Annotated in this window: 18 protein-coding genes; 9 read left to right on the top strand and 9 right to left on the bottom strand. The window is 63.9% G+C overall.

Going from position 1 to position 20000, the window contains the following annotated elements:
• Nucleotides 1–25: 25 nt before the first annotated feature.
• From BCY88_RS38840 to BCY88_RS38815, 6 genes are all read right to left on the bottom strand, one after another.
• A complete protein-coding gene (locus BCY88_RS38840) occupies nt 26–598 on the bottom strand; it encodes a DUF2946 family protein (protein WP_120349376.1) in 573 nt (190 codons plus the stop codon).
• On the bottom strand, nt 591–1733 hold the full coding sequence (locus tag BCY88_RS38835; RefSeq protein ID WP_120349375.1) for a YheT family hydrolase: 1143 nt from the start codon (nt 1731–1733) through the stop codon (nt 591–593). The genes BCY88_RS38840 and BCY88_RS38835 overlap by 8 nt, the downstream gene beginning before the upstream one ends.
• 60 nt (nt 1734–1793) lie before the next feature.
• The gene (locus tag BCY88_RS38830) at nt 1794–2240 is read right to left on the bottom strand and encodes a nuclear transport factor 2 family protein (protein WP_120349374.1); all 447 of its coding nucleotides are present in this window, start codon (nt 2238–2240) and stop codon (nt 1794–1796) included.
• 179 nt (nt 2241–2419) lie between these two features.
• On the bottom strand, nt 2420–3445 hold the full coding sequence (gene waaF, locus BCY88_RS38825; RefSeq protein WP_120349373.1) for a lipopolysaccharide heptosyltransferase II: 1026 nt from the start codon (nt 3443–3445) through the stop codon (nt 2420–2422).
• A gap of 170 nt (nt 3446–3615) precedes the next feature.
• Nucleotides 3616–3810: a zinc-finger domain-containing protein gene (locus BCY88_RS38820; RefSeq protein ID WP_042321180.1), complete on the bottom strand. Its 195-nt coding sequence runs from the start codon at nt 3808–3810 to the stop codon at nt 3616–3618.
• 72 nt (nt 3811–3882) lie between these two features.
• Nucleotides 3883–4806 (bottom strand): branched-chain amino acid transaminase, encoded by a 924-nt coding sequence (locus BCY88_RS38815; protein WP_120349372.1) that lies wholly within the window; start codon nt 4804–4806, stop codon nt 3883–3885.
• A 193-nt stretch (nt 4807–4999) separates the two neighbouring features.
• Here BCY88_RS38815 and BCY88_RS38810 point away from each other — a divergent pair, with 193 nt between their 5' ends.
• The 9 genes from BCY88_RS38810 (at nt 5000) to BCY88_RS38770 (ending at nt 14787) form a co-directional block, all read left to right on the top strand.
• Nucleotides 5000–5746 carry an AzlC family ABC transporter permease gene (locus BCY88_RS38810; RefSeq protein ID WP_120349371.1) on the top strand — a complete coding sequence of 249 codons (747 nt, stop codon included), beginning with the start codon at nt 5000–5002 and terminating at the stop codon, nt 5744–5746.
• Nucleotides 5743–6066, top strand: coding sequence for an AzlD domain-containing protein (locus BCY88_RS38805; protein WP_120349370.1), 324 nt, complete (start codon nt 5743–5745; stop codon nt 6064–6066). Before BCY88_RS38810 ends, BCY88_RS38805 begins: the two co-directional genes overlap by 4 nt.
• A 272-nt stretch (nt 6067–6338) precedes the next feature.
• A complete protein-coding gene (locus BCY88_RS38800) occupies nt 6339–7532 on the top strand; it encodes a phosphoglycerate kinase (RefSeq protein WP_120349369.1) in 1194 nt (397 codons plus the stop codon).
• A gap of 427 nt (nt 7533–7959) precedes the next feature.
• Nucleotides 7960–9396, top strand: a complete 1437-nt coding sequence (pyk, locus tag BCY88_RS38795; RefSeq protein ID WP_120349368.1) for a pyruvate kinase — start codon at nt 7960–7962, stop codon at nt 9394–9396.
• 267 nt (nt 9397–9663) lie between these two features.
• Nucleotides 9664–10728: a class II fructose-bisphosphate aldolase gene (gene fba / locus BCY88_RS38790; protein WP_120349367.1), complete on the top strand. Its 1065-nt coding sequence runs from the start codon at nt 9664–9666 to the stop codon at nt 10726–10728.
• A 132-nt stretch (nt 10729–10860) separates the two neighbouring features.
• The gene (locus BCY88_RS38785) at nt 10861–11751 is read left to right on the top strand and encodes a phosphoribosylaminoimidazolesuccinocarboxamide synthase (protein ID WP_028196245.1); all 891 of its coding nucleotides are present in this window, start codon (nt 10861–10863) and stop codon (nt 11749–11751) included.
• 156 nt (nt 11752–11907) lie between these two features.
• Nucleotides 11908–12426 (top strand): 5-(carboxyamino)imidazole ribonucleotide mutase, encoded by a 519-nt coding sequence (gene purE / locus BCY88_RS38780; RefSeq protein WP_120349366.1) that lies wholly within the window; start codon nt 11908–11910, stop codon nt 12424–12426.
• A 101-nt stretch (nt 12427–12527) separates the two neighbouring features.
• A complete protein-coding gene (locus BCY88_RS38775) occupies nt 12528–13724 on the top strand; it encodes a 5-(carboxyamino)imidazole ribonucleotide synthase (RefSeq protein WP_120349365.1) in 1197 nt (398 codons plus the stop codon).
• A gap of 10 nt (nt 13725–13734) precedes the next feature.
• Entirely contained in the window at nt 13735–14787 is a 1053-nt protein-coding gene (locus BCY88_RS38770; RefSeq protein ID WP_120349364.1) for an L-threonylcarbamoyladenylate synthase, read from the top strand.
• A gap of 889 nt (nt 14788–15676) precedes the next feature.
• On the opposite strand, the gene BCY88_RS38765 is transcribed toward BCY88_RS38770, so the two are convergent.
• From BCY88_RS38765 to dacB, 3 genes are all read right to left on the bottom strand, one after another.
• On the bottom strand, nt 15677–16915 hold the full coding sequence (locus BCY88_RS38765; RefSeq protein WP_120349363.1) for an SGNH/GDSL hydrolase family protein: 1239 nt from the start codon (nt 16913–16915) through the stop codon (nt 15677–15679).
• A 94-nt stretch (nt 16916–17009) separates the two neighbouring features.
• Nucleotides 17010–17963 carry a sterol desaturase family protein gene (locus tag BCY88_RS38760; RefSeq protein WP_120349362.1) on the bottom strand — a complete coding sequence of 318 codons (954 nt, stop codon included), beginning with the start codon at nt 17961–17963 and terminating at the stop codon, nt 17010–17012.
• Nucleotides 17964–18158: 195 nt separating this feature from the next.
• Nucleotides 18159–19784, bottom strand: coding sequence for a D-alanyl-D-alanine carboxypeptidase/D-alanyl-D-alanine endopeptidase (dacB, locus tag BCY88_RS38755; protein WP_259461672.1), 1626 nt, complete (start codon nt 19782–19784; stop codon nt 18159–18161).
• Between the last annotated feature and the right edge of the window lie 216 nt (nt 19785–20000).

The raw sequence follows: 20000 nt of genomic DNA, 5'->3' as shown, positions 1-20000 counted from the left end.
ACCCTGCGGCAGGCGTGCAAAAGATCTAGGCACTCGCAGCCGGACTCTCGACGAACCCGAACCGCGCGGCCACCTCATGTCGCTGCACACCCTGCAAGGGCAACGCCACCCCGTTGTTCCAGCGAAACACGCCGCTCATCGAGTCATCGCCCAACGTTGCGTGATCGGAGAAAACCTCGAGGTCGTGATCGTGCAGAGCAGCGACCCGCGTTGGCGTGGAGCCATCGACAAACAGAATTCCACCTTCATCGTCGACAAACACAGCAGCAGGCTCGAAAGTCCCACCAGCCTGGTCGGTCAAGGAAAGCAATCCGGCGGCATCGGCCGACAACCTCACCACCCAAGGCGTGTAACCCAGCTCGATGTACACCCGCTGCGGCCCATTCTGGAAAAACCACTGCCCGTGTTCGTCGACGTCGTAGTTCCGGTTGATGAATCCGAGCAGCGCCTCATGCCGAATCGGCGTACCAGGCGCGCCGCTGGCCTGAGCGGCCTCATCGCGCATGCGCCAGTTACCGCGCCGGTCGAGCATCAACCAGCCGGTGCAACTCGGCACGTTCGGCCATTTGGCGAGAGCCTGCCTGACGATGTCATCCATGATCGACGTACCGCTCCAGATAGCCGAGCACGCGCCGCGATAACCAGTCGATACGGCCCGGGAACGGTCCGGTCATAAAGCCGGCGTGGCCGCCATGCCGGGGTTGATCGAGTTCTACCGAAGCCGACACCTCGTGCTGCGCCGGTAACGCTTCGGCCGGCAAGAACGGGTCGTTGCGCGCGTTCAGCACGAGGGTCGGCACAGCGATGCCTGGCAGCAGCGGGCGCGTGGTCGCGCTGCTCCAATAGTGGTTGGTATCGCGAAAGCCATGCAGCGGCGCTGTCACCACGTTGTCGAAGTCGTACATCGTGCGGCTCGCCAGCATCGTGTCGCGGTCGAACAGCCCCGGAAATTGGGCTAGTTTCTGTTCGGCTTTCTGCTTCAGTGTCTTCAGGAAACTGCGCGTGTAGACCATGTTGAAGCCTTGCGACAACGCCCGGCCGCCGGCATGCACGTCGATCGGCGTCGAAATCGCCGCGGCGGCCGAGAGTACCGGTGACGCGTCTTCGCGCCGTTCGCCGAGCCAGCGCAGCAGCACATTGCCGCCGAGCGACACGCCCGCCGCGACGATCGGCCCGCGATGCGCGGCGCGCAGGCGGCGCAGGATCCAGTCGACTTCGTTGCTGTCGGCGAGATGATAGAAGCGCGGCAGGAGGTTCAGCGCGCCGCTGCAACTGCGAAAGTGCGGCACGACGCCATGCCAGCCGTACTCGCGCGCGGCCGCCATCAGCGTGGCCGCATAGTGCGAGGTGGAACTGCCTTCGAGGCCGTGAAACAGGACGAGCAACGGCGCGTCCTGTGCCGGAACGTGCGGTGGGGAGGGCGGCAGCGAGGGGAGCGACGGCGTAAGTGCCGAAACTGCCTGGCCGTCATGCACGACCCAATCGAGATCGATGAAATCACCGTCCGGCGTATCCCAGCGCTCGCGCCGGAACGTGATGGCCGGACGCCGTCCAAACAGCGACGGGACAATGGTTTGCACATGCCGGTTCGGCAGCCAGAGCGGCGCGCGGTAGAGCAGATCGACGGTGTGCCCGGCGGTGCGCTCAACTGCGCCCGCGACGCGTGTGGCGCCGGAAGAAACGGATTGATCGTGCGTCGTCCCCCAGGGGGACTTTCTGCGAGGCGTGCTCATGCCAGCGTCGAAGCCAAAAGGTAAAACCGGTGAAACAGGCGAAAAAACACCTGCCAGGCGTCAGTGCAGCGACCCCTGGCCATGCCGCATCTTGGTGGCGAACTGGCTGGCGGCCTCATTCGGCATCGGGCTCGCGTGAATGTGCGCGATTCGCCACTCGCCGCGTTCGTGGACCATCACATAGGTGGTGAATACCATGGCCGGCGCCGCTTTCGGATCAGCCGGGCGATGCGCCTCGGCAATGGCGTAGACGACGGTGCCGAGGCTGTCGTAGACGCGAATATCGAGCGGTTCGATCGCAACGGGCGCGGTTTCGAGCTGGATCTGCAAGCCGGCGCGAATGCTGTCGAGGCCGTGCAGGTGGGAGCCGTCGGCGCAGATGCAACTCACGAACTCCTCATCGATCCACAGGCCCATCAGACTGTCGATATTCATCTCCGCGACGGCCTGGTAATAGGCGTTCAGCGTATCGGCGGCGGCTTCGAAGATATGGGCAAAACGTGGCATGGCTCGTCAGTCTCTTGTGCGCGGCGCGCGGTTGCGGGGCAGCGGTCAGCGGGACAGTCCGGAGCACCGGACAATCGCACCCAAGCGCGAGAATGCCCGCGCCTCAAGGCGCGAACATGACGCGACGCGCTCTGGGGCGTGCGGTGTTGCGTGCAAGTATCAGCCGAATCAGTCTGCTTTCAACGTTGCGCAAGCAACATGCCGCGCAAATCGCCGAATACCTGCTCGGCGCTCAACTGTTTGAGGCAGTTCAGATGCCCGAGCGGACACTCGCGCTGGAAACAGGGGCTGCATTCGAGATGAAGCCATTGTACCTTCGCAAGCTCGGACAAGGGCGGCGTGTGGCGCGGATCGGTCGAACCGTACACGGCCACCAGCGGTCGGCGCAGCGCGGCGGCCACGTGCATCAGCCCGGAATCGTTGGTGACGACGGCGCTGGCCCGCGAGATCAGCGCGCAAGCCTCGCCCAGCGCGGTCTGGCCGCACAGGTTGCGGACGTTCGGCGCTTTATCCGCAATCGCCTGGGCAAGCGGGGCGTCTTTGGGCGAGCCGAGCGCGATGATCTGCGTGTACGGGAACGACTGGCCGACGATCTGCGCAAGCGCGGCGAAATGCTCGGGTGGCCAGCGCTTGGCCGGGCCGTACTCGGCGCCCGGGCAGAACACCAGCAGCGGCACGCGCGTATCCAGATTGAAGCGCGCCGAGACTCGCGACGCCTCGTTCAGGTCCGCGTCGAGCCGCGGCATGGGCAGGTCGTCGGGGATTTTGGCGCCCGGCGCGTAGGCGAGGGCAGCGTAGTGGCCGACCATGGGCGGACGCTCGTCCTTGCGCGGATTCGCGTGGCGCACGTTCAGCAGGCCGTAGCGGCTTTCGCCGGTGTAGCCGATGCGCAGCCCAATGCCCGCCATCCACGGAATCAGTGCCGATTTAAGCGAGTTCGGCAGGACATAGGCCGCGTCGTAGCCGACATCGCGCAAGTCGCTCGCCAGTTGCCAGCGGCGCAGCATCTGCAGCTTGCCGTGCGCCAGGTCGGTTGCGTAGACGTCGCGGATCTCGGGCATCCGTTCGAGCACGGGCGCGACCCACGAGGGCGCGACTGCGTCGATCACGATGCGCGGATGCAATTTCACGAGGCGCGCAAACAGCGGCTGCGCCATCAATGCGTCACCGATCCAGTTCGGTGCGATAACCAACGCGCGACGCATCAGAGTGGGTGTCCGGTGTCGAAACGAAGCGCCGCGCGCGTCAGGCGCGTGGCGTTCGATTGTGTCAAAGGGAAAAGGCCGCGCGCTGCGAGGCGCGAGCCCGGCAAAGCCGGACGCGCCGCAGCGGCGGCAAGCGTTTGGCGCTCAGTGTTCGGGCTCAGTGGCCAGGTTCAGTGACCCCTGACCACTTCGCCGTCACGCAGCTTGTAGCGCGTGCTGCAGTACGGGCATTTGGCTTCGCCGTGCGTAACGTCGATAAAGACGCGCGGGTGCGCGCTCCAGCGCGGCATTGCAGGATTCGGGCAATACGCCGGCAGGTCTTTTGCCGACAGTTCGACCAGCGGCATTTCCTTGATTTCGCTCATAGGGACTTTCTCGTTGTATGCAGGGTGCGTGCGTTGCGCCGGCAAAAAAGCCGAGGGCCGGCGCAGCGCGCGTTAGATCTTGGTGAGCCAGTGCGCGTACTTTTCGCTCTTGCCGTTCACGATGTCGAAGAAGCCCGACTGCAGTTTCTCCGTGATCGGGCCGCGTGCACCCGAGCCGATCGTGCGGTTGTCGAGTTCGCGGATCGGCGTGACTTCCGCGGCAGTGCCGGTGAAGAACGCTTCGTCGCAGGTATAGACTTCGTCGCGCGTGATGCGTTTCTCGATGACCTGGATGCCCGCGTCGCGCGCCAGCGTGATGACCGTGTCGCGCGTGATGCCGTCGAGGCACGACGACAGATCCGGCGTGTACAGCTTGCCGTTGTTCACGAGGAAGAAGTTCTCGCCGGAGCCTTCCGACACATAGCCGTCCACGTCCAGCAGCAGTGCTTCGTCGTAACCGTCGGCAATCGCTTCCTGATTGGCGAGGATCGAGTTCACGTACCAGCCCGACGCCTTGGCGCGGACCATCGACACGTTCACGTGATGGCGCGTGAACGACGACGTCTTGACGCGAATGCCCTTGGCAATGCCGTCTTCACCGAGGTAGGCGCCCCACGGCCACGCGGCGATCGCCACATGGATCGTGTTGCCTTTGGCCGACACGCCGAGCTTTTCCGAGCCGACCCAGATGATCGGGCGCAGATAGCAGGATTCCAGCTTGTTTTCGCGGACCACTTCGCGCTGCGCGGCGGCCAGTGTTTCGTGGTCGAACGGCACGTCCATCTGGAAGATCTTGGCCGAGTTCAGCAGGCGCTTGGTGTGCTCCTGGAGGCGAAAAATCGCCGTGCCGCCGTCCGCCGTCTTGTAGGCGCGTACGCCTTCGAAAACGCCCATGCCGTAATGCAGCGTGTGGGTAAGCACGTGGATCTTGGCGTCGCGCCAGTCGATGAGCTTGCCATCCATCCAGATCTTGCCGTCGCGGTCGGCCATTGACATAAGATTCTCCAGCGGGTGCGGTGAAAGAGCGTCATTTTAGCGTCTTTTGCACACGAAACGGGCATTTGGCCGCATGCCGGGCGCTATAATTCGGCGCACGCATAATTCAAATCCGGATGCGCCAGCGGGTGCTTGACGACCTGGCGCCGACTTCCCTTCGTTGTGGCGCCGCCTCGCGTCCGCGTTTCGCCTCATGCTCGCTTGCCTGTCAGATACCGATCGCCGCGCCTTCCGTGAGGGCGTGCGCGCCTATTCGCCCACGCTGATGGCGATTTTCTCCTGGGGTCTCGTCACCGGCATTGCAATGAGCAAGTCCGTGCTCACGGTGCCGCAAGCGCTCGCCATGTCGCTGCTGTGCTACGCCGGTTCGTCGCAACTGGCGGTGCTGCCCCTGCTGGCCGCCAAGCTGCCGATCTGGACCGTGCTGCTCACCGCCGCCATGGTCAATACGCGTTTTGTGATCTTCAGCGCCGGTCTTGCGCCGCATTTTTCCTATCTGCCGATGTGGCGGCGCATCGTGCTGGGCTACTTCAACGGCGACGTGATCTATCTGCTGTTCCAGAAGAAGAGCTTCCAGACCGGTTACGTGCCGGGCAAGGAGGCATATTTCTGGGGCATGGCGGTATGCAGCTGGCTGTCGTGGCAGGTTTCGTCGATTGTCGGCATCCTGCTGGCGAGCCTGATTCCGGACAACTGGGGCCTCGCGCTCGCGGGCACGCTGGCGCTGCTGCCCATCATGGTCTCGGCGATCGCCACGCGTTCCACGCTGGTCGCCGTCAGCATTGCCGGCGTGGTGTCGCTGCTGGCGTTCGACCTGCCTTACCGGCTCGCGTTGCCGCTGGCGGTGATCGCGGCGATTGTCGCGGGCAGTGCCGCCGACCTGATGGTCGAGCGCGCCGACTTGCGCCGCATCCGCAACAGCGCCGGAGATTCCCAATGACATCCACGCAGATCTGGCTGGCCATTATCGGTATGACCTTCGTCACCGCGGTGACACGCGCCATGTTTCTAATCGGCGGCGAGCGTACGGTTTTGCCGGAGCGCGTGCAGCGGATGCTGCGCTATGCGCCGGCCGCGGCGCTGGCCGCCGTCGTGCTGCCCGATGTGCTGGCCACGCCGGAGGGGCTCTCCTTCGCGCCGTCGAACCATGAGTTTTACGCGACGCTGTCGGGTCTGGCGTGGTTTATGTGGCGGCGCACCATGCTCGGTACCATTGTGGTGGGAATGGTCGTGTTCACGCTCTTGCGCCTCTTCATGTAATTGATCGGGATGGAAATGTTGCGTTGCGGCATGCGGGGCGCATTCTCCAAATACGGGACATTCGCCTGGTCGCGGGTCAGAAGGCTGTGGGGATCAGTTAAAATGCTCGTTTCCGGGATAAGCGCGCCGCTGCATGGCGCGACAGCCGCGGCCAGGCCGCCGGCGCCCGATCTGGTGGAGCCGCTGCCGTGCCGAAGCGCTGGAGTTTGCCGCGCCAGGTTCCTGGCGCGTCGTCCGCTACCGCCTTCCCATCAACTCGCACATACACGCCCATGAACAAGGTATTGCGTCTCTCCGATCTGATCGCCGAAGGCAAACTATCCGGCAAACGCGTGTTCATCCGCGCCGATCTGAACGTGCCGCAGGACGATCAAGGCAACATCACCGAAGACACCCGCGTGCGCGCCTCCGTGCCGGCGATCAGGGCCGCGCTGGACGCAGGCGCCGCCGTCATGGTCACGTCGCATTTGGGCCGCCCGACCGAAGGCGAATTCAAGCCGGAAGACTCGCTTGCGCCGGTCGCGAAGCGCCTCGCCGAATTGCTCGGCCGCGACGTGCCGCTCGTTGCCAACTGGGTCGAAAACGGCGTGAATGTCGCGCCGGGTCAGGTGGTGCTGCTGGAAAACTGCCGCGTCAACAAGGGCGAGAAGAAGGATTCCGACGAGCTCGCGCAGAAAATGGCGAAGCTCTGCGACATCTACGTGAACGACGCGTTCGGCACCGCGCACCGTGCGGAAGCCACCACGCACGGCATCGCGAAGTACGCGCCGGTCGCCTGCGCGGGCCCGCTGCTCGCGGCTGAGCTCGAAGCGCTCGGCAAGGCGCTGGGCGCGCCGAAGCGCCCGCTGGTGGCGATCGTCGCCGGCTCGAAGGTGTCCACCAAGCTCACCATTCTGAAATCGCTCGCCGACAAGGTCGATCAGCTGATCGTCGGCGGCGGCATCGCCAATACGTTCATGCTGGCGGCCGGCCTGAAGATCGGCAAGTCGCTTGCCGAAGCCGATCTGGTCGCCGAAGCCAAAACCATCATCGACGCTGCGAAAGCCCGTGGCGCCTCGGTGCCGATCCCGACCGACGTGGTGACGGCGAAAGAATTCTCGCCGACCGCCAAGGCTGAGGTGAAGGCCGTCGCGGACGTGCAGGACGACGATCTGATCCTCGACATCGGACCGGAAACCGCCAGGGTGCTCGCCACACAACTGGAAAAAGCCGGCACGATCGTGTGGAATGGGCCGGTCGGCGTGTTCGAGTTCGATCAGTTCGGCAACGGCACCAAAACCCTGGCTGAAGCGATCGCCAAATCGTCGGCGTTCTCGATTGCCGGCGGTGGCGATACGCTGGCGGCCATTGCCAAGTACGGCATCCACGACAAGGTCAGCTACATTTCAACAGGCGGTGGCGCCTTCCTTGAGTTCCTCGAGGGCAAGACGCTGCCGGCGGTCGCTGTTCTGGAATCGCGGGCTTAACGTGGCGACGCGCTCCCCCTCAGCGAAGTCTGCAAAAGCGCGCGGCGGCAAGCCGCGCAATACCGCAGCAGCAACGGCAGGGGAGCGCGAAGCGCGCTCCACCGCTGTGTCACAAGCGGTACCGGCTGTCATGGCCGGGCAGGAAGAATCCGGGTCGCCCCTCGCGCTCGCGGAGTTGACCACTGTCAGCGAGGCAGCGGAATTGTCCAGCGGACAAACCGCCCACTCGCCGGCAGAACTCCCGGACGTAGAAGTCGCGCCCGCACCCCCGCCAGCGTCCCCCGCGCTGGTGTCGAATACCGCTTCACCCCATAAAGCGACGCTGGTTTCAACCGGCGCGCAGCCCCCAGCAGCACCCTTCGGTGCGCAGCCTCCGCATCCGACTCGCAGCGCTCATTCCAGCGATCCCATCCAGACGAGGAGACTCATGCATCGCGCTACCAAGATTGTCGCTACCATCGGACCGGCTTCCAGCACGCCGGAAATCCTGCTGCAAATGATTCAGGCAGGCGCCGACGTGGTGCGGCTCAATTTCTCGCACGGCACTGCCGACGACCACCGCCAGCGCGCCGAATTCGTGCGCGAGGCGGCCCGCCAGGCCGGCCGTGAAGTTGCCATCATGGCTGACCTGCAAGGCCCGAAGATTCGGGTCGGCAAGTTCGAAAACGGCAAGACCACGCTCGTTCCCGGCCATCCGTTCATCCTCGACGCCCAGTGCGAACTCGGCAACGACGACCGTGTCGGTCTCGACTACAAGGATCTGCCGCGCGACCTGAAGCCGGGCGACGTGCTGTTGCTCAACGACGGCCTGATCGTGCTCGACGTCGTGCGCGTGCTCGGCAGCGAGATCCACACCACCGTGAAGGTGGGCGGCGATCTGTCGAACAACAAGGGCATCAACCGCCAGGGCGGCGGCCTGACGGCGCCGGCCCTCACGGCCAAAGACATGGAAGACATCCGCACGGCGATGTCGCTCGGCGTGGATTACGTCGCGGTATCGTTCCCCAAGAACGCCACCGACATGGAAATGGCCCGCCAGCTCGCGAACATCGCGGGCGCGCCCTACGGCATCAAGCCGAAGATGATCGCGAAGATCGAGCGGGCGGAAGCGATTCCGGCGCTGCAGGGCATCCTCGACGCATCGGACGGCATCATGGTCGCGCGCGGCGACTTGGCCGTGGAAGTGGGGAATGCCGCAGTTCCGGCGCTGCAAAAGCGCATGATTCGTATGGCGCGTGAATCGAACAAGTTCGTGATCACCGCGACCCAGATGATGGAATCGATGATCTACGCACCGGTGCCGACCCGCGCCGAAGTGTCGGACGTCGCCAACGCGGTGCTCGACGGCACCGACGCGGTGATGCTGTCGGCCGAATCCGCAGCGGGCAAGTATCCGGTTCAGACCATCGAGACGATGGCGGCGATCTGCGTGGAAGCCGAGAAGTCGGAACAGTCGGAACTGGACAAGGATTTCCTCGACCGCACGTTCACGCGGATCGACCAGTCCATCGCCATGGGCGCGCTGTTCACGGCGTTCCACCTGGGTGCGAAGGCGATCGTTGCGTTGACCGAGTCTGGGTCGACCGCGCTGTGGATGTCGCGTCACTGGACGCATGTGCCGATTTTCGCGCTCACGCCGCGTGTCGGCAGCGAACGGGCAATGGCGATCTACCGCAATGTCACGTCGCTGCATCTGGACACCAGCAGCGACCGCGACACGGCGTTGCAGCAGGCGCTGGAAACCGTGGTCAGCAAGGGTTACGCGTCGCGCGGCGACATGGTGGTGCTGACCGTCGGCGAGCCGATGGGTCAGGCAGGCGGCACGAACACGCTGAAGATCGTGCGCGTCGGCGAGCCGTATTGATCGGCTGACTGCTCGATCGGCACGCGTTGCATGGGGCCGGAGTAAGGGCTTTGGCGCTAACTCTGGCCGCGACAAGGCTTGATTGAGCGAAGCAGGCTGTCATGCCCCGCGAGAGGCGGCGCACAGACTCCAATCGCGCGTGCGGTAAAGGTCCGCAAGTGATGCGCTTTAGGGAATGTGTGAACGGGTATGCAGCTTGCTTCGCGATAAAATCGCCATAAAAGATGCCGACGGCACAAGAATTCGTTTCAATCTAAGGAGTTAAGCATGCCTCTCGTATCAATGCGTCAATTGCTCGACCATGCCGCCGAAAACGGTTATGGCATTCCGGCATTCAACGTGAACAATCTGGAGCAGGTGCAGGCCATCATGGCCGCGGCCGACAAGGTCAATGCTCCCGTCATCATGCAGGCGTCGGCCGGCGCGCGTAAGTATGCGGGCGAACCGTTCCTGCGCCACCTGATCGAAGCCGCGGTCGAATCGTATCCGCATATTCCGGTCGTGATGCACCAGGATCACGGCCAATCGCCGGCGGTTTGCATGGCGGCGATCCGCAGCGGTTTCACCAGCGTGATGATGGACGGTTCGCTCGAAGCCGACGGCAAGACGGTCGCATCGTACGAATACAATGTCGAAGTGTCGCGCAAGGTGGTCGAAGCGGCGCACTCGATCGGCATCACGGTGGAAGCGGAACTGGGCGTGCTCGGTTCGCTGGAAACCATGAAGGGCGACAAGGAAGACGGCCACGGCGCGGAAGGCACGATGACCCGCGAGCAACTGCTGACCGACCCGGAACAGGCGGCCGACTTCGTCAAGCAGACGCAGTGCGACGCGCTGGCGATCGCGATCGGCACTTCGCACGGTGCGTACAAGTTCAGCAAGAAGCCCACGGGCGACATCCTGTCGATCCAGCGCATCAAGGAAATTCACCAGCGCATTCCGAATACGCACCTGGTGATGCACGGTTCGTCGTCGGTGCCGCAGGAACTGCTCGCGGAAATCCGCGAATTCGGCGGCGACATGAAGGAAACCTACGGCGTGCCGGTCGAGGAAATTCAGGAAGGCATCAAGCACGGCGTGCGCAAGGTCAACATCGATACCGACCTGCGTCTGGCGATTACCGGCGCGATCCGCCGCTACATGGCGACCAATCCGGGCAAGTTCGATCCGCGCGATTACCTGAAGCCGGCGCGCGAAGCCGCGATGAAGATCTGTCTCGAACGCTTCACGCAATTCGGCTGCGAAGGCCAGGCTGGCAAGATCAAGCCGGTTTCGCTTGATAAAATCGCGGAGAAGTACAAATCTGGCGACCTCGCGCAAGTCGTCCGCTAAGCTATAACCAGGCTCTGCACCTGGCTGATTGGCCAGGTTGTCGTTCGATCGCCGTTCCCGCATCATCCGGGGAACGGCGTTTCCCTTTTGTTCCGGTCACACTTTTTGCCCCACTTTTAGCGAACCACGACGATGTCTACCCTTTACGAATCCACGCTCCACTCGCTGCCGCTACTCGGCCGCGGTAAAGTCCGCGACAACTATGCGGTGGGCAACGACCAGTTGCTGATCGTCACGACCGACCGTCTGTCGGCGTTCGACGTCATCATGGGCGAGCCGATTCCGAATAAGGGCCGTGTGCTCAACGAAATGGCGAACTTCTGGTTCGAGAAGCTCAAGCATGTGGTGCCGAATCACCTTACGGGCGTGGCGCCCGAATCCGTGGTGGCGGCTGACGAAGTCGAACAGGTCAAGGGCCGCGCGGTGGTGGTGAAGCGCCTCGAGCCGATCCTCGTCGAAGCGGTGGTGCGCGGCTATCTGGCCGGCAGCGGCTGGAAAGACTACCAGGCAACCGGCTCCGTGTGCGGCGTCGAACTGCCGCCGGGCCTGCAAAACGCGCAAAAGCTGCCTGAGCCGATTTTCACGCCCGCCGCCAAGGCCGAAATGGGCCATCACGACGAAAACATCACGTACAACGAGATGGAACGCCGCATCGGCACCGAACTGTCGGCCACGATCCGCGACATCTCGATCAAGCTGTACAAGGAAGCCGCTGACTACGCCGCCACGCGCGGCATCATCATCGCGGATACGAAGTTCGAATTCGGTCTGGACAACCACGGCCAGCTGTACCTGATGGACGAGGCACTGACCGCCGATTCGTCACGCTTCTGGCCGGCTGACCAGTATCAGGTCGGCACCAACCCGCCGTCGTTCGACAAGCAGTTCGTGCGCGATTGGCTCGAAACCCAACCGTGGAAGAAAGAGCCGCCCGCGCCGAAGCTGCCGGACGACGTGGTCACGAAGACGGGCGAGAAGTATCAGGAAGCGCTCGAACGCCTGACTGGGCACAAGCTCGCCTGATTACGCGCAGCTCGTTGAATCCGCGCAGCGTGTGACCACGCCGGGCCGCCCCAAATAGTCCGCCCCGAAGGAAGTCCCCTTGGGGAATCACCCCTCGGGGGCCTGACGCGAAGCGACAGGGCTGGGGGCGCTCTCAAGAAACAAGGAAGTCGTAAGATGAGTGAAGTCCAGACTGCCCATACGCATGACGCGCCCGTTGTTGGCGTGCTGATGGGCTCCAGCTCCGACTGGGAAGTAATGAAGAACGCCGTCGCGATTCTGCAGGAATTCGGCGTACCGTATGAAGCCAAGGTTGTATCCGCGCATCGGATGCCCGACGAGATGTTCGAATACGCCGAGCGCGCGCGTGAGCGCGGCATTCGCGCGATCATCGCGGGTGCGGGCGGCGCGGCGCATCTGCCGGGCATGCTGGCTGCCAAGACCACGGTGCCGGTGCTTGGCGTGCCGGTGGCAAGCAAGTATCTGAAGGGTGTCGATTCATTGCACTCCATCGTGCAGATGCCCAAGGGCGTGCCGGTCGCCACGTTTGCAATCGGCGAGGCGGGCGCGGCGAATGCGGCGCTGTTCGCGGTGTCGATTCTGAGCGGTACGAGTGCCGATTATGCGGAGAAACTGGCTGCGTTCCGCGTGCGCCAGAACGAAGCGGCCCACGCTATGGTGCTGCCGGCGCTGTAAGCGCCAAGGCTGATTGCTTTTAGACGTCCCCATGTCTACCCCCGGCCGGGTGCCGCTATTGCACGTTTTGCATGCGCATCCGGCCGTGACCGACCACTAAGATGAACCCAGACAACACACCGGTTTCACCGATTCTGCCCGGCGCATGGCTTGGCATGGTTGGTGGCGGCCAGCTCGGCCGCATGTTCTGCTTTGCCGCCCAGGCGATGGGCTATCGTGTTGCCGTGCTCGACCCGGACGAAAACAGTCCCGCGGGCGCGGTGGCCGACCGCCATATCCGCGCGCCTTACGACGACGAAGCGTCGCTCACCGAACTCGCGCGGTTGTGCGCGGCGGTGTCGACCGAGTTCGAGAATGTGCCGGCGGCGAGCCTCGACTTTCTCGCGAAAACCACGTTTGTGAGCCCGGCCGGCCGTTGCGTTGCCGTGGCGCAGGACCGGATCGCCGAGAAGCGTTTTATCGCGTCGTCGGGCGTGACGGTGGCGCCGCACGTGGTGATCGAATCATCGGACGCGCTCGCCGCACTAGACGATGCGAAGCTCGAAGCGGTCCTGCCCGGCATTCTCAAGACCGCGCGCATGGGCTACGACGGCAAAGGCCAGATTCGCGTGCGCAACGCCGAGGAAGTGCGTGAGGCGCATGCGTCGCTGGCGGGTGTTCCGTGTGTGCTGGAAAAGCGCTTGCCGTTGAAGTTCGAAGTGTCCGCGCTGATCGCGCGTGCGGCGAGCGGCGCGTCGGTGGTGTATCCGCTGGCGCAGAACACGCATCGCGACGGCGTGCTGTCGCACACGATCGTGCCCGCACCGGATGCAAGCTCGACGCTGGTCGAGCAAGCGCAGCAGGCCGCGCTGCAGATCGCGGACAAGCTCGGCTATGTCGGCGTGCTGTGCGTCGAGTTCTTCATTCTCGAAGACGGCACGCTTGTCGCCAACGAAATGGCGCCGCGTCCGCACAATTCCGGCCATTACACCGTCGACGCCTGCGCGACCAGCCAGTTCGAACAGCAGGTTCGGGCGATGACCGGCATGCCGCTTGGCGACACGCGCCAGCACTCGCCGGCAGTGATGCTGAACATTCTCGGCGATGTCTGGTTTCCGGGCGGTCCTAAGGGCGCGGCGGTCACGCCGCCATGGCACGAAGTCGCCGCGATGCCGGCGGCGCGCCTGCATCTGTACGGCAAGGAAGAGGCACGTTGCGGCCGCAAGATGGGTCACGTGAACTTCACGGCCGCGACGCTTGAAGAAGCCCGCACGGCGGCGCGCGATTGCGCGCGGCTCCTGCACATCATCACGAGCTGACGCGAACGCCATGCCGGATCAAAGCAAACCTGCCGAAGGCGGCGCCGCGAGCGTCTTGCCGGTGAGCGCCGCGCAGATCGAGCACGCCGCCGCGTTACTTGACGCGGGCGGCCTCGTTGCGTTCCCGACGGAGACGGTCTACGGACTCGGCGGCGACGCTGAAAATCCGGATGCGGTCGCGCGCATTTATGCGGCAAAGGGCAGGCCGTTGAATCATCCGGTGATCGTGCATCTGGCGCCGCAGGGCGATCCGAACTATTGGGTCGAGCATTTACCTGCGGAGGCGCAGCGTTTGATCGACGCGTTCTGGCCGGGCCCGCTTACCTTGATCCTGAAGCGCGCGGCACGAATTGATGCGGCGGTGAGCGGTGGGCAGGATTCGGTGGGTTTGCGCTGCCCGTCACATCCGGTCGCCCAGGCTTTGCTGGAGGCATTCAGTGCGTTGCGCGGCGGGCATGGCGGGGTAGCTGCGCCGTCGGCGAACCGTTTTGGTCATGTGAGTCCGACCACGGCGCAGCATGTGCGCGACGAGTTTGGCGGCGCGATTCATGTGCTGGACGGGGGTGCATCGGATGTCGGGATCGAATCGACGATTCTGGATCTGTCGCGGGGGTTTCCGGCGTTGTTGAGGCCGGGCCGCGTAACGCCGCAGGATATCGCCGATGTGCTCGGCGAGGCACCGCGTCTGGCCGATGGGTCGGATGCGACGGCTCCGCGCGCGTCCGGTACGTTGAAGGCGCACTATGCGCCGCGTACGCCGTTGGCTTTGTTGCCGTTTGGCGCGCTCGAGCCTTTGCTTGCTGCGCGTGAAGCGGGCGAGCGTGTCGCCCTGGTCGCGCGTGCGTCACGTGCCGGGCATTGGGCGGATGCGGAGGGGGTGCATTTCATCGCTGCGCCTGAGGATCCGCACGTGTATGCGCGTGAGTTGTATGGCTTGTTAAGGGCGCTGGATCGCGCGAATGTGTCGCGGATTCTTATTGAGAAGTTGCCGGATACGATTGAGTGGATTGCTGTTAATGATCGGTTAGGGCGGGCTGCGGCTGCTTTTGAGGCGCAAGAGTGATGGTTTTTTTTTGCCTGCGCGGCGCTTGGTTGTGTGTCTGCGGCTTTGGCCTTTCCTTGTTGTGTTAGTGGTTTATTAGTGTTGCCCCTGTGCGGGGCGGCACCTACTTTTCTTTGCCTGCCGCAAAGAAAAGATAGGCAAAAGAAAGCGGCTCAAACCGCCAGCTCTTAAGCGGGTCCCCCGCACAGCCACGGTAGTGGTGCATCTGGAATCTGTGTCCTCGCACACTCCGCGCAAGTGACAAAGCATTCATTCGCTCCCACTCCGCACTGCGTGCGTCGCGGACGGGTCTGCATGGGAAACCAGAGGCTTCGTTTCGCGTAGCGGGGGCCATCGGCTTCGCCTCGGCGAAGCGCTCTCGCCGCTATTGGCAAACCCCACCTCAAATGAAATGTCGACGCGTTGCATTCGCTGCGGCGGCTGCATTTATGCCCGCGACACCGACACCGACACCGACACAACGGAGCGATGGAGCAGTGACGCGCCGACAAATCGGGGAACTGGGTGAACCGCGGGAGGGAGAGTTCAGCGGGTGGTTTTATGAAGTACGGTTCGGCGCGCGCAGCGCCGCCGGAAGAATGAGTGCCTTGTCACCAGGGCGGAATGTGCGAGAGCACAGATTCCAGATGCACCACTACCGTGGCTGTGCGGGGGACCCGCTTAAGAGCTGGCGGTTTGAGCCGCTTTCTTTTGCCTATCTTTTCTTTGCGGCAGGCAAAGAAAAGTAGGTGCCGCCCCGCACAGGGGCAACGCTAATAATCCAATAACAAAGCAAGGAAAGGCCAACACCGCAGACAAACAGATCAAGAAAAAGCCAAAGAAGCCAGATCAAGAAAAGGCCACCGCCGCAGGCAAAAAAACCCCGCCCACACAGTGGCCCCGCCTCAACTCATTTCCCCAAACCCGTCGCCGCAATCTGCTGCTGCACAAATTGCGCGAACAACGCGTGCGTATGCGTACTCGGGTGCACCAGGTCCGCGAACATATACGTCTGATCGGCGCCAGCCGCCGTATAAGTCTGCGGCGAGCAGAACAACGACGAGCCGAACTGGGCGCCATACTGGGCAGGAGTCAACCCGTTCGTAGCGCTCGGATTGGCCGTAGCGTACGCGGTTGCGTTAGCCACCATCGACGTCAGATTACACGCCGTGCCAGTGTTGGACACCGTGAAACCCAGCGCCTGGTAGTTCGGCAATTGCTGATCGAGCCACGTGAACGCATCGGCCACAATGACCTTGCCCGTACCCAGCAGGCCGAGCGTGGTCATCTGCTGAACCAGCATGTAGTTATACGCCGCGGTAATCCCCGTCAGCAGCGCAGCCGCGCCCGGCGAGGCCACGTTGGCCTGGACGCCCTGCGGCGTGTTGCCGATGTCAGGCACCGTCGACACCACCACGTGGGTCGCCCCCGAACTGACCATGGTCTGGACCTGCGCGGCCAACTGGGCGGCGGCCTGAGCGATCTGCGGGTTCGGCTGCTGCTGCAGGTAGGCGACGATGAACCCGACCTGGCCCGCTTGCGTGTTGGGCACCTGGCCCTTCAACAAGGCTGTCTGCAGCGCGGTACCGAGCGCCGTCAGATTGGCAGCGGTCGAGAACTGGAAGATGTCGTTCGCGCCGCCGTTCACCAGCACGAGCTGGTTCCCGTTGAAGCTCGTATGCGCGCTCAGGTAGTTTGCCACCTGAGTCACCACCGGCACCGTCGTCGCCGCCATGTTGTTCGGCGCCCAACCTTCACCTTGCGGGTTGACGACGTCCGAGCCGCCTTGCGCGTAGCCAAGCCCGCCCGTCGCGACCAGCGGTTGGCCGAAGCCGCCCACGTAGGCGGCAGTCAACGTGCCGCCGTAGTACTCGGCGACCTTCTGGGTCCACACTTCGCCCGGGTTGGTCGTGAAGCGGCCGCCGCCGAAGCTCGACTGAATCACCGGCGCATACGTGCCGACATCCGACAGGCTGTCGCCGAACGACACGACCTGCAATTTCACGCCGCCCGCCGGCGTGCTGCCGCTGTTCGAATTGTTGTTATCGCTGCCGCCCCCGCAAGCCGCGAGTAGCGCAAACGCAGCACTGGCGATGGCGATCTGCGTGACGCGGACGAATTTGCGTTGCTTCGATGCTGTTTGTTTCATGTTGACTACATCTCCTCGTATGTGTGGCCCTGATGCCATGTGTTGCAGGCAGCGCCCACCGCGTCGGCGGCGTGACGACAGCTTACAGAATCTTCTACGGCCTGCGCGGGGTTTGCAGCGCGGCCGTATGCTTGTCTTCGATATTCGAACTGCCGCCGCCTGACGACGCGACGTGGGTACCCGCACCGGCCGTGCGGCCTGCGTGATAATCCGCGGCCCATGCAGGCGGTGCGAACAGCGCGCGCAACTTGTTGCGCCAGCCGCGCACGCTCACGAAATCGGCGGCCATCGAGGCCCATTCGTGAAACGTCGCCTTCAGCGGGTTATACGTGTGAAGCGGCTCGACGATGCCGTAGACCGGCGCCTCGTGCGGATCTTCCTCGACATAGCTGCCGAACAGGCGATCCCAGATCACCAGTACGCCCGCATAGTTGCGGTCGATGTAGCGGTCGTTGCGCGCGTGATGCACGCGGTGAATCGACGGCGTGTTGAACACGTATTCGAGCCAGCCGAGCTTGCCGATCGCCTGGGTATGCACGAAGAACTGGAAGCCGAGGTTGATCAGCACGATGGCGACGATCTGCTTCGGCGGAAAGCCAAGCACGGCGAGCGGAATCCAGAACAGCCACATACCGGCGATCGGATACATCAGGCTCTGGCGGAATGCGGTCGAGAAATTCATCCGCTCCGACGAGTGATGCACGACATGCGCGGCCCACAGCCAGCGCACCCGATGGCTGCAGCGGTGGAACACGTAATAAAGCAGATCCTGAGCGACGAACAGCACGACGAACGACACCCAGGTCGCGGGCCACGTGGTGACGCGATAGTGATCGTAGAAGAACGCGTAGACGGGGATGATAGCGAGCCACGCGAGCTTGTCGGCGGCTTGCTGCATCAACGCGAGCGCGGCGTTGCAGAGCGTGTCGCGCCAGCTATAGAGCTGCGCGCCGGGGCGCGTACGCCGCAGGTGCCACGCCTCCCAGCCAATGCATGCGAGAAAGACTGGCGCCATGGCGAGCAGCAGCAATTCGGCATCGAATTGCATGGTGTCTTCCTCCGTGGTCCCTGGCCGCTGCGTTTGCCGCAGCGGACGTTGTCGTTTTCGTTTGATCGGGCCACGTCACCGTAACGGTTGCGCGGCTCGTGCGCGACGCGTTGCGTTTCACGCGCGCCTCAAACACTGCCCGACAGCGTACACGCTTGGGCGCGTTGCGGCGCGCGGGTTCTATAGAAGGAATCCTCAATGGGCCGCGCGCTTGTGCGGGTTTTTCCTGGGCTTGCTGCCGCGCGGCTCGGCGACGGTGTCGGAGACCTTGGTGAATCCCTGGGACGGACCCTGATAGACCCATTCGAGCAAGGCGTCGTGCGCAGCGCGCGCGGCCTCCGAATGCGGGTCGTTGATCAGGCTCACCACCACGTAGCTATTGCCGTCCGCGGAGGCCACGTAGCCGGCGATCGCCCGCACGTCGCGCAGGGTGCCGGTCTTGATATGCGCATTGCCGCCCGCGCCCTGGTTGGTCAGTCGGTTGCGCATCGTACCGTCGACGCCGGCAATCGGCAGGGACTCCACGAACACCTGGGCAACCGGGCTCGCATTGGCCCGCTGCAGCAGATCGGCGAGCGAGAGCGCGGTCACGTGCTCGTCGCGCGACAGGCCCGAGCCGTTGTCGAGCGTCAGGTATTGCATGTCGACGCTGTCGCGGCGTAGAAACGCCTCGATCGCGCGCGCCGATTTGGCGGGCGTGGCGGGCGGCTTTTCTTCGGCCGCGCCGATCGTCAGGAACAGGTTGCGCGCCATCGTGTTGTTGCTGAACTTGTTGATGTCGCGAACGATGTCGGACAGCACCGGCCCCTGATGCGTAGCGACGAGGCGCGCACCGACCGGCACGGCGCCCTCGCGGGTCGCGCCGTTGAAGGTGCCGCCGGTTTGCTGCCACAGCGCGAGGAAGCCGCCCGCGAAGAACGCGGTGTGGTCGAGCACTGCGACATTGATCGTGCGCGGACCGCATCGTACCGAGTATTCGCCATCGAACGACGCCACTACGGTGCCGTTGGGCTGGGGCGTCACGGTGGGCGAGACAGAGGCGGTGTCGCCGCGGCACGGGCCGTTGACGGCGTGCATCTGATTGTCGATCTGCAACTGCGAGAGCGCGGGCAGCACGTCGATTGCGACGCTGCCGTCCGGGGAGGGCGTCAACGTGAACGACAGCGATTTGAAGGCGTACAGCAGCGGGTCGGGGCCGACGTTGTATGGCGCGGTGGCGTCGTCGTCGAACGGCGGCAGATCGCGCGTGGAGGTGTCGAAGTAACGTTTGTCGAGCACCAGCGCGCCGTCGACGCCGGTGATGCCCGCCTTGTGGATCTTCTGCACGAGATCGATCAGTTCTTCGGGCACGAGTTTCGGATCGCCCGTGCCCTGAATGTACAGATTGCCGTGCAGCACGCCGTTGGCGTCGAGCGTGCCGTCTGCATAGGCGCTCGTGCGCCAGCGATAGTCGGGACCGAGGATCGACAGGCCGGAGTAGGTGGTGACCAGCTTCATCGTCGAGGCGGGCATCATCGGCTTGCCGGCATTCAGCGCGACGATCGGCGTGCGGTCACCGACTTTTTCGACCACCACGCTGATCGACGATAACGGCACGTGCGCGCGCTGCAGTCCGACCATGACTGCTTGCGGCAGCACTGTGGTGACGTTGACGCTCGGATGGGCGGCCTTGATGCGCGCCTGCGCGGCAAGCGGCAGCGCCGCGCCGCTGCCGAGCGCGGCGCAGGCGAGCAGCCACGCCGCTGTGCGCGGCGCGAAGCGGCGTGACGGGGAGGCGGCAGAAGCAACGGCAGAAGCAGAAGAGCGAGAACGCAGCGCCATACGGCGTGCGGCGGAAGGTAAAAGGGCGGGCAAAAAAGCAGAGAAAAAAGCGTGCGTCATGGACAGGCGAAGAAGCAGGATTTCGGGGCGCGGCGGCGCGCGGCAAGCCAGAGTGTGTCGAAGCGTCGCGTAACGTGCGGAAAACCGCGGCGCCACGCAAAGCGCTCATTGTAGAGACATGCCGCGAAGCTGCGGTGAAAAAGCGTTGCGTGGCGC

This window comes from Paraburkholderia fungorum (assembly GCF_003610895.1).
Lineage (GTDB): Bacteria > Pseudomonadota > Gammaproteobacteria > Burkholderiales > Burkholderiaceae > Paraburkholderia > Paraburkholderia fungorum_B.
The sequence above is the reverse complement of the archived record's forward strand: the minus strand, read 5'-3'. Positions and strand labels throughout refer to the sequence as shown.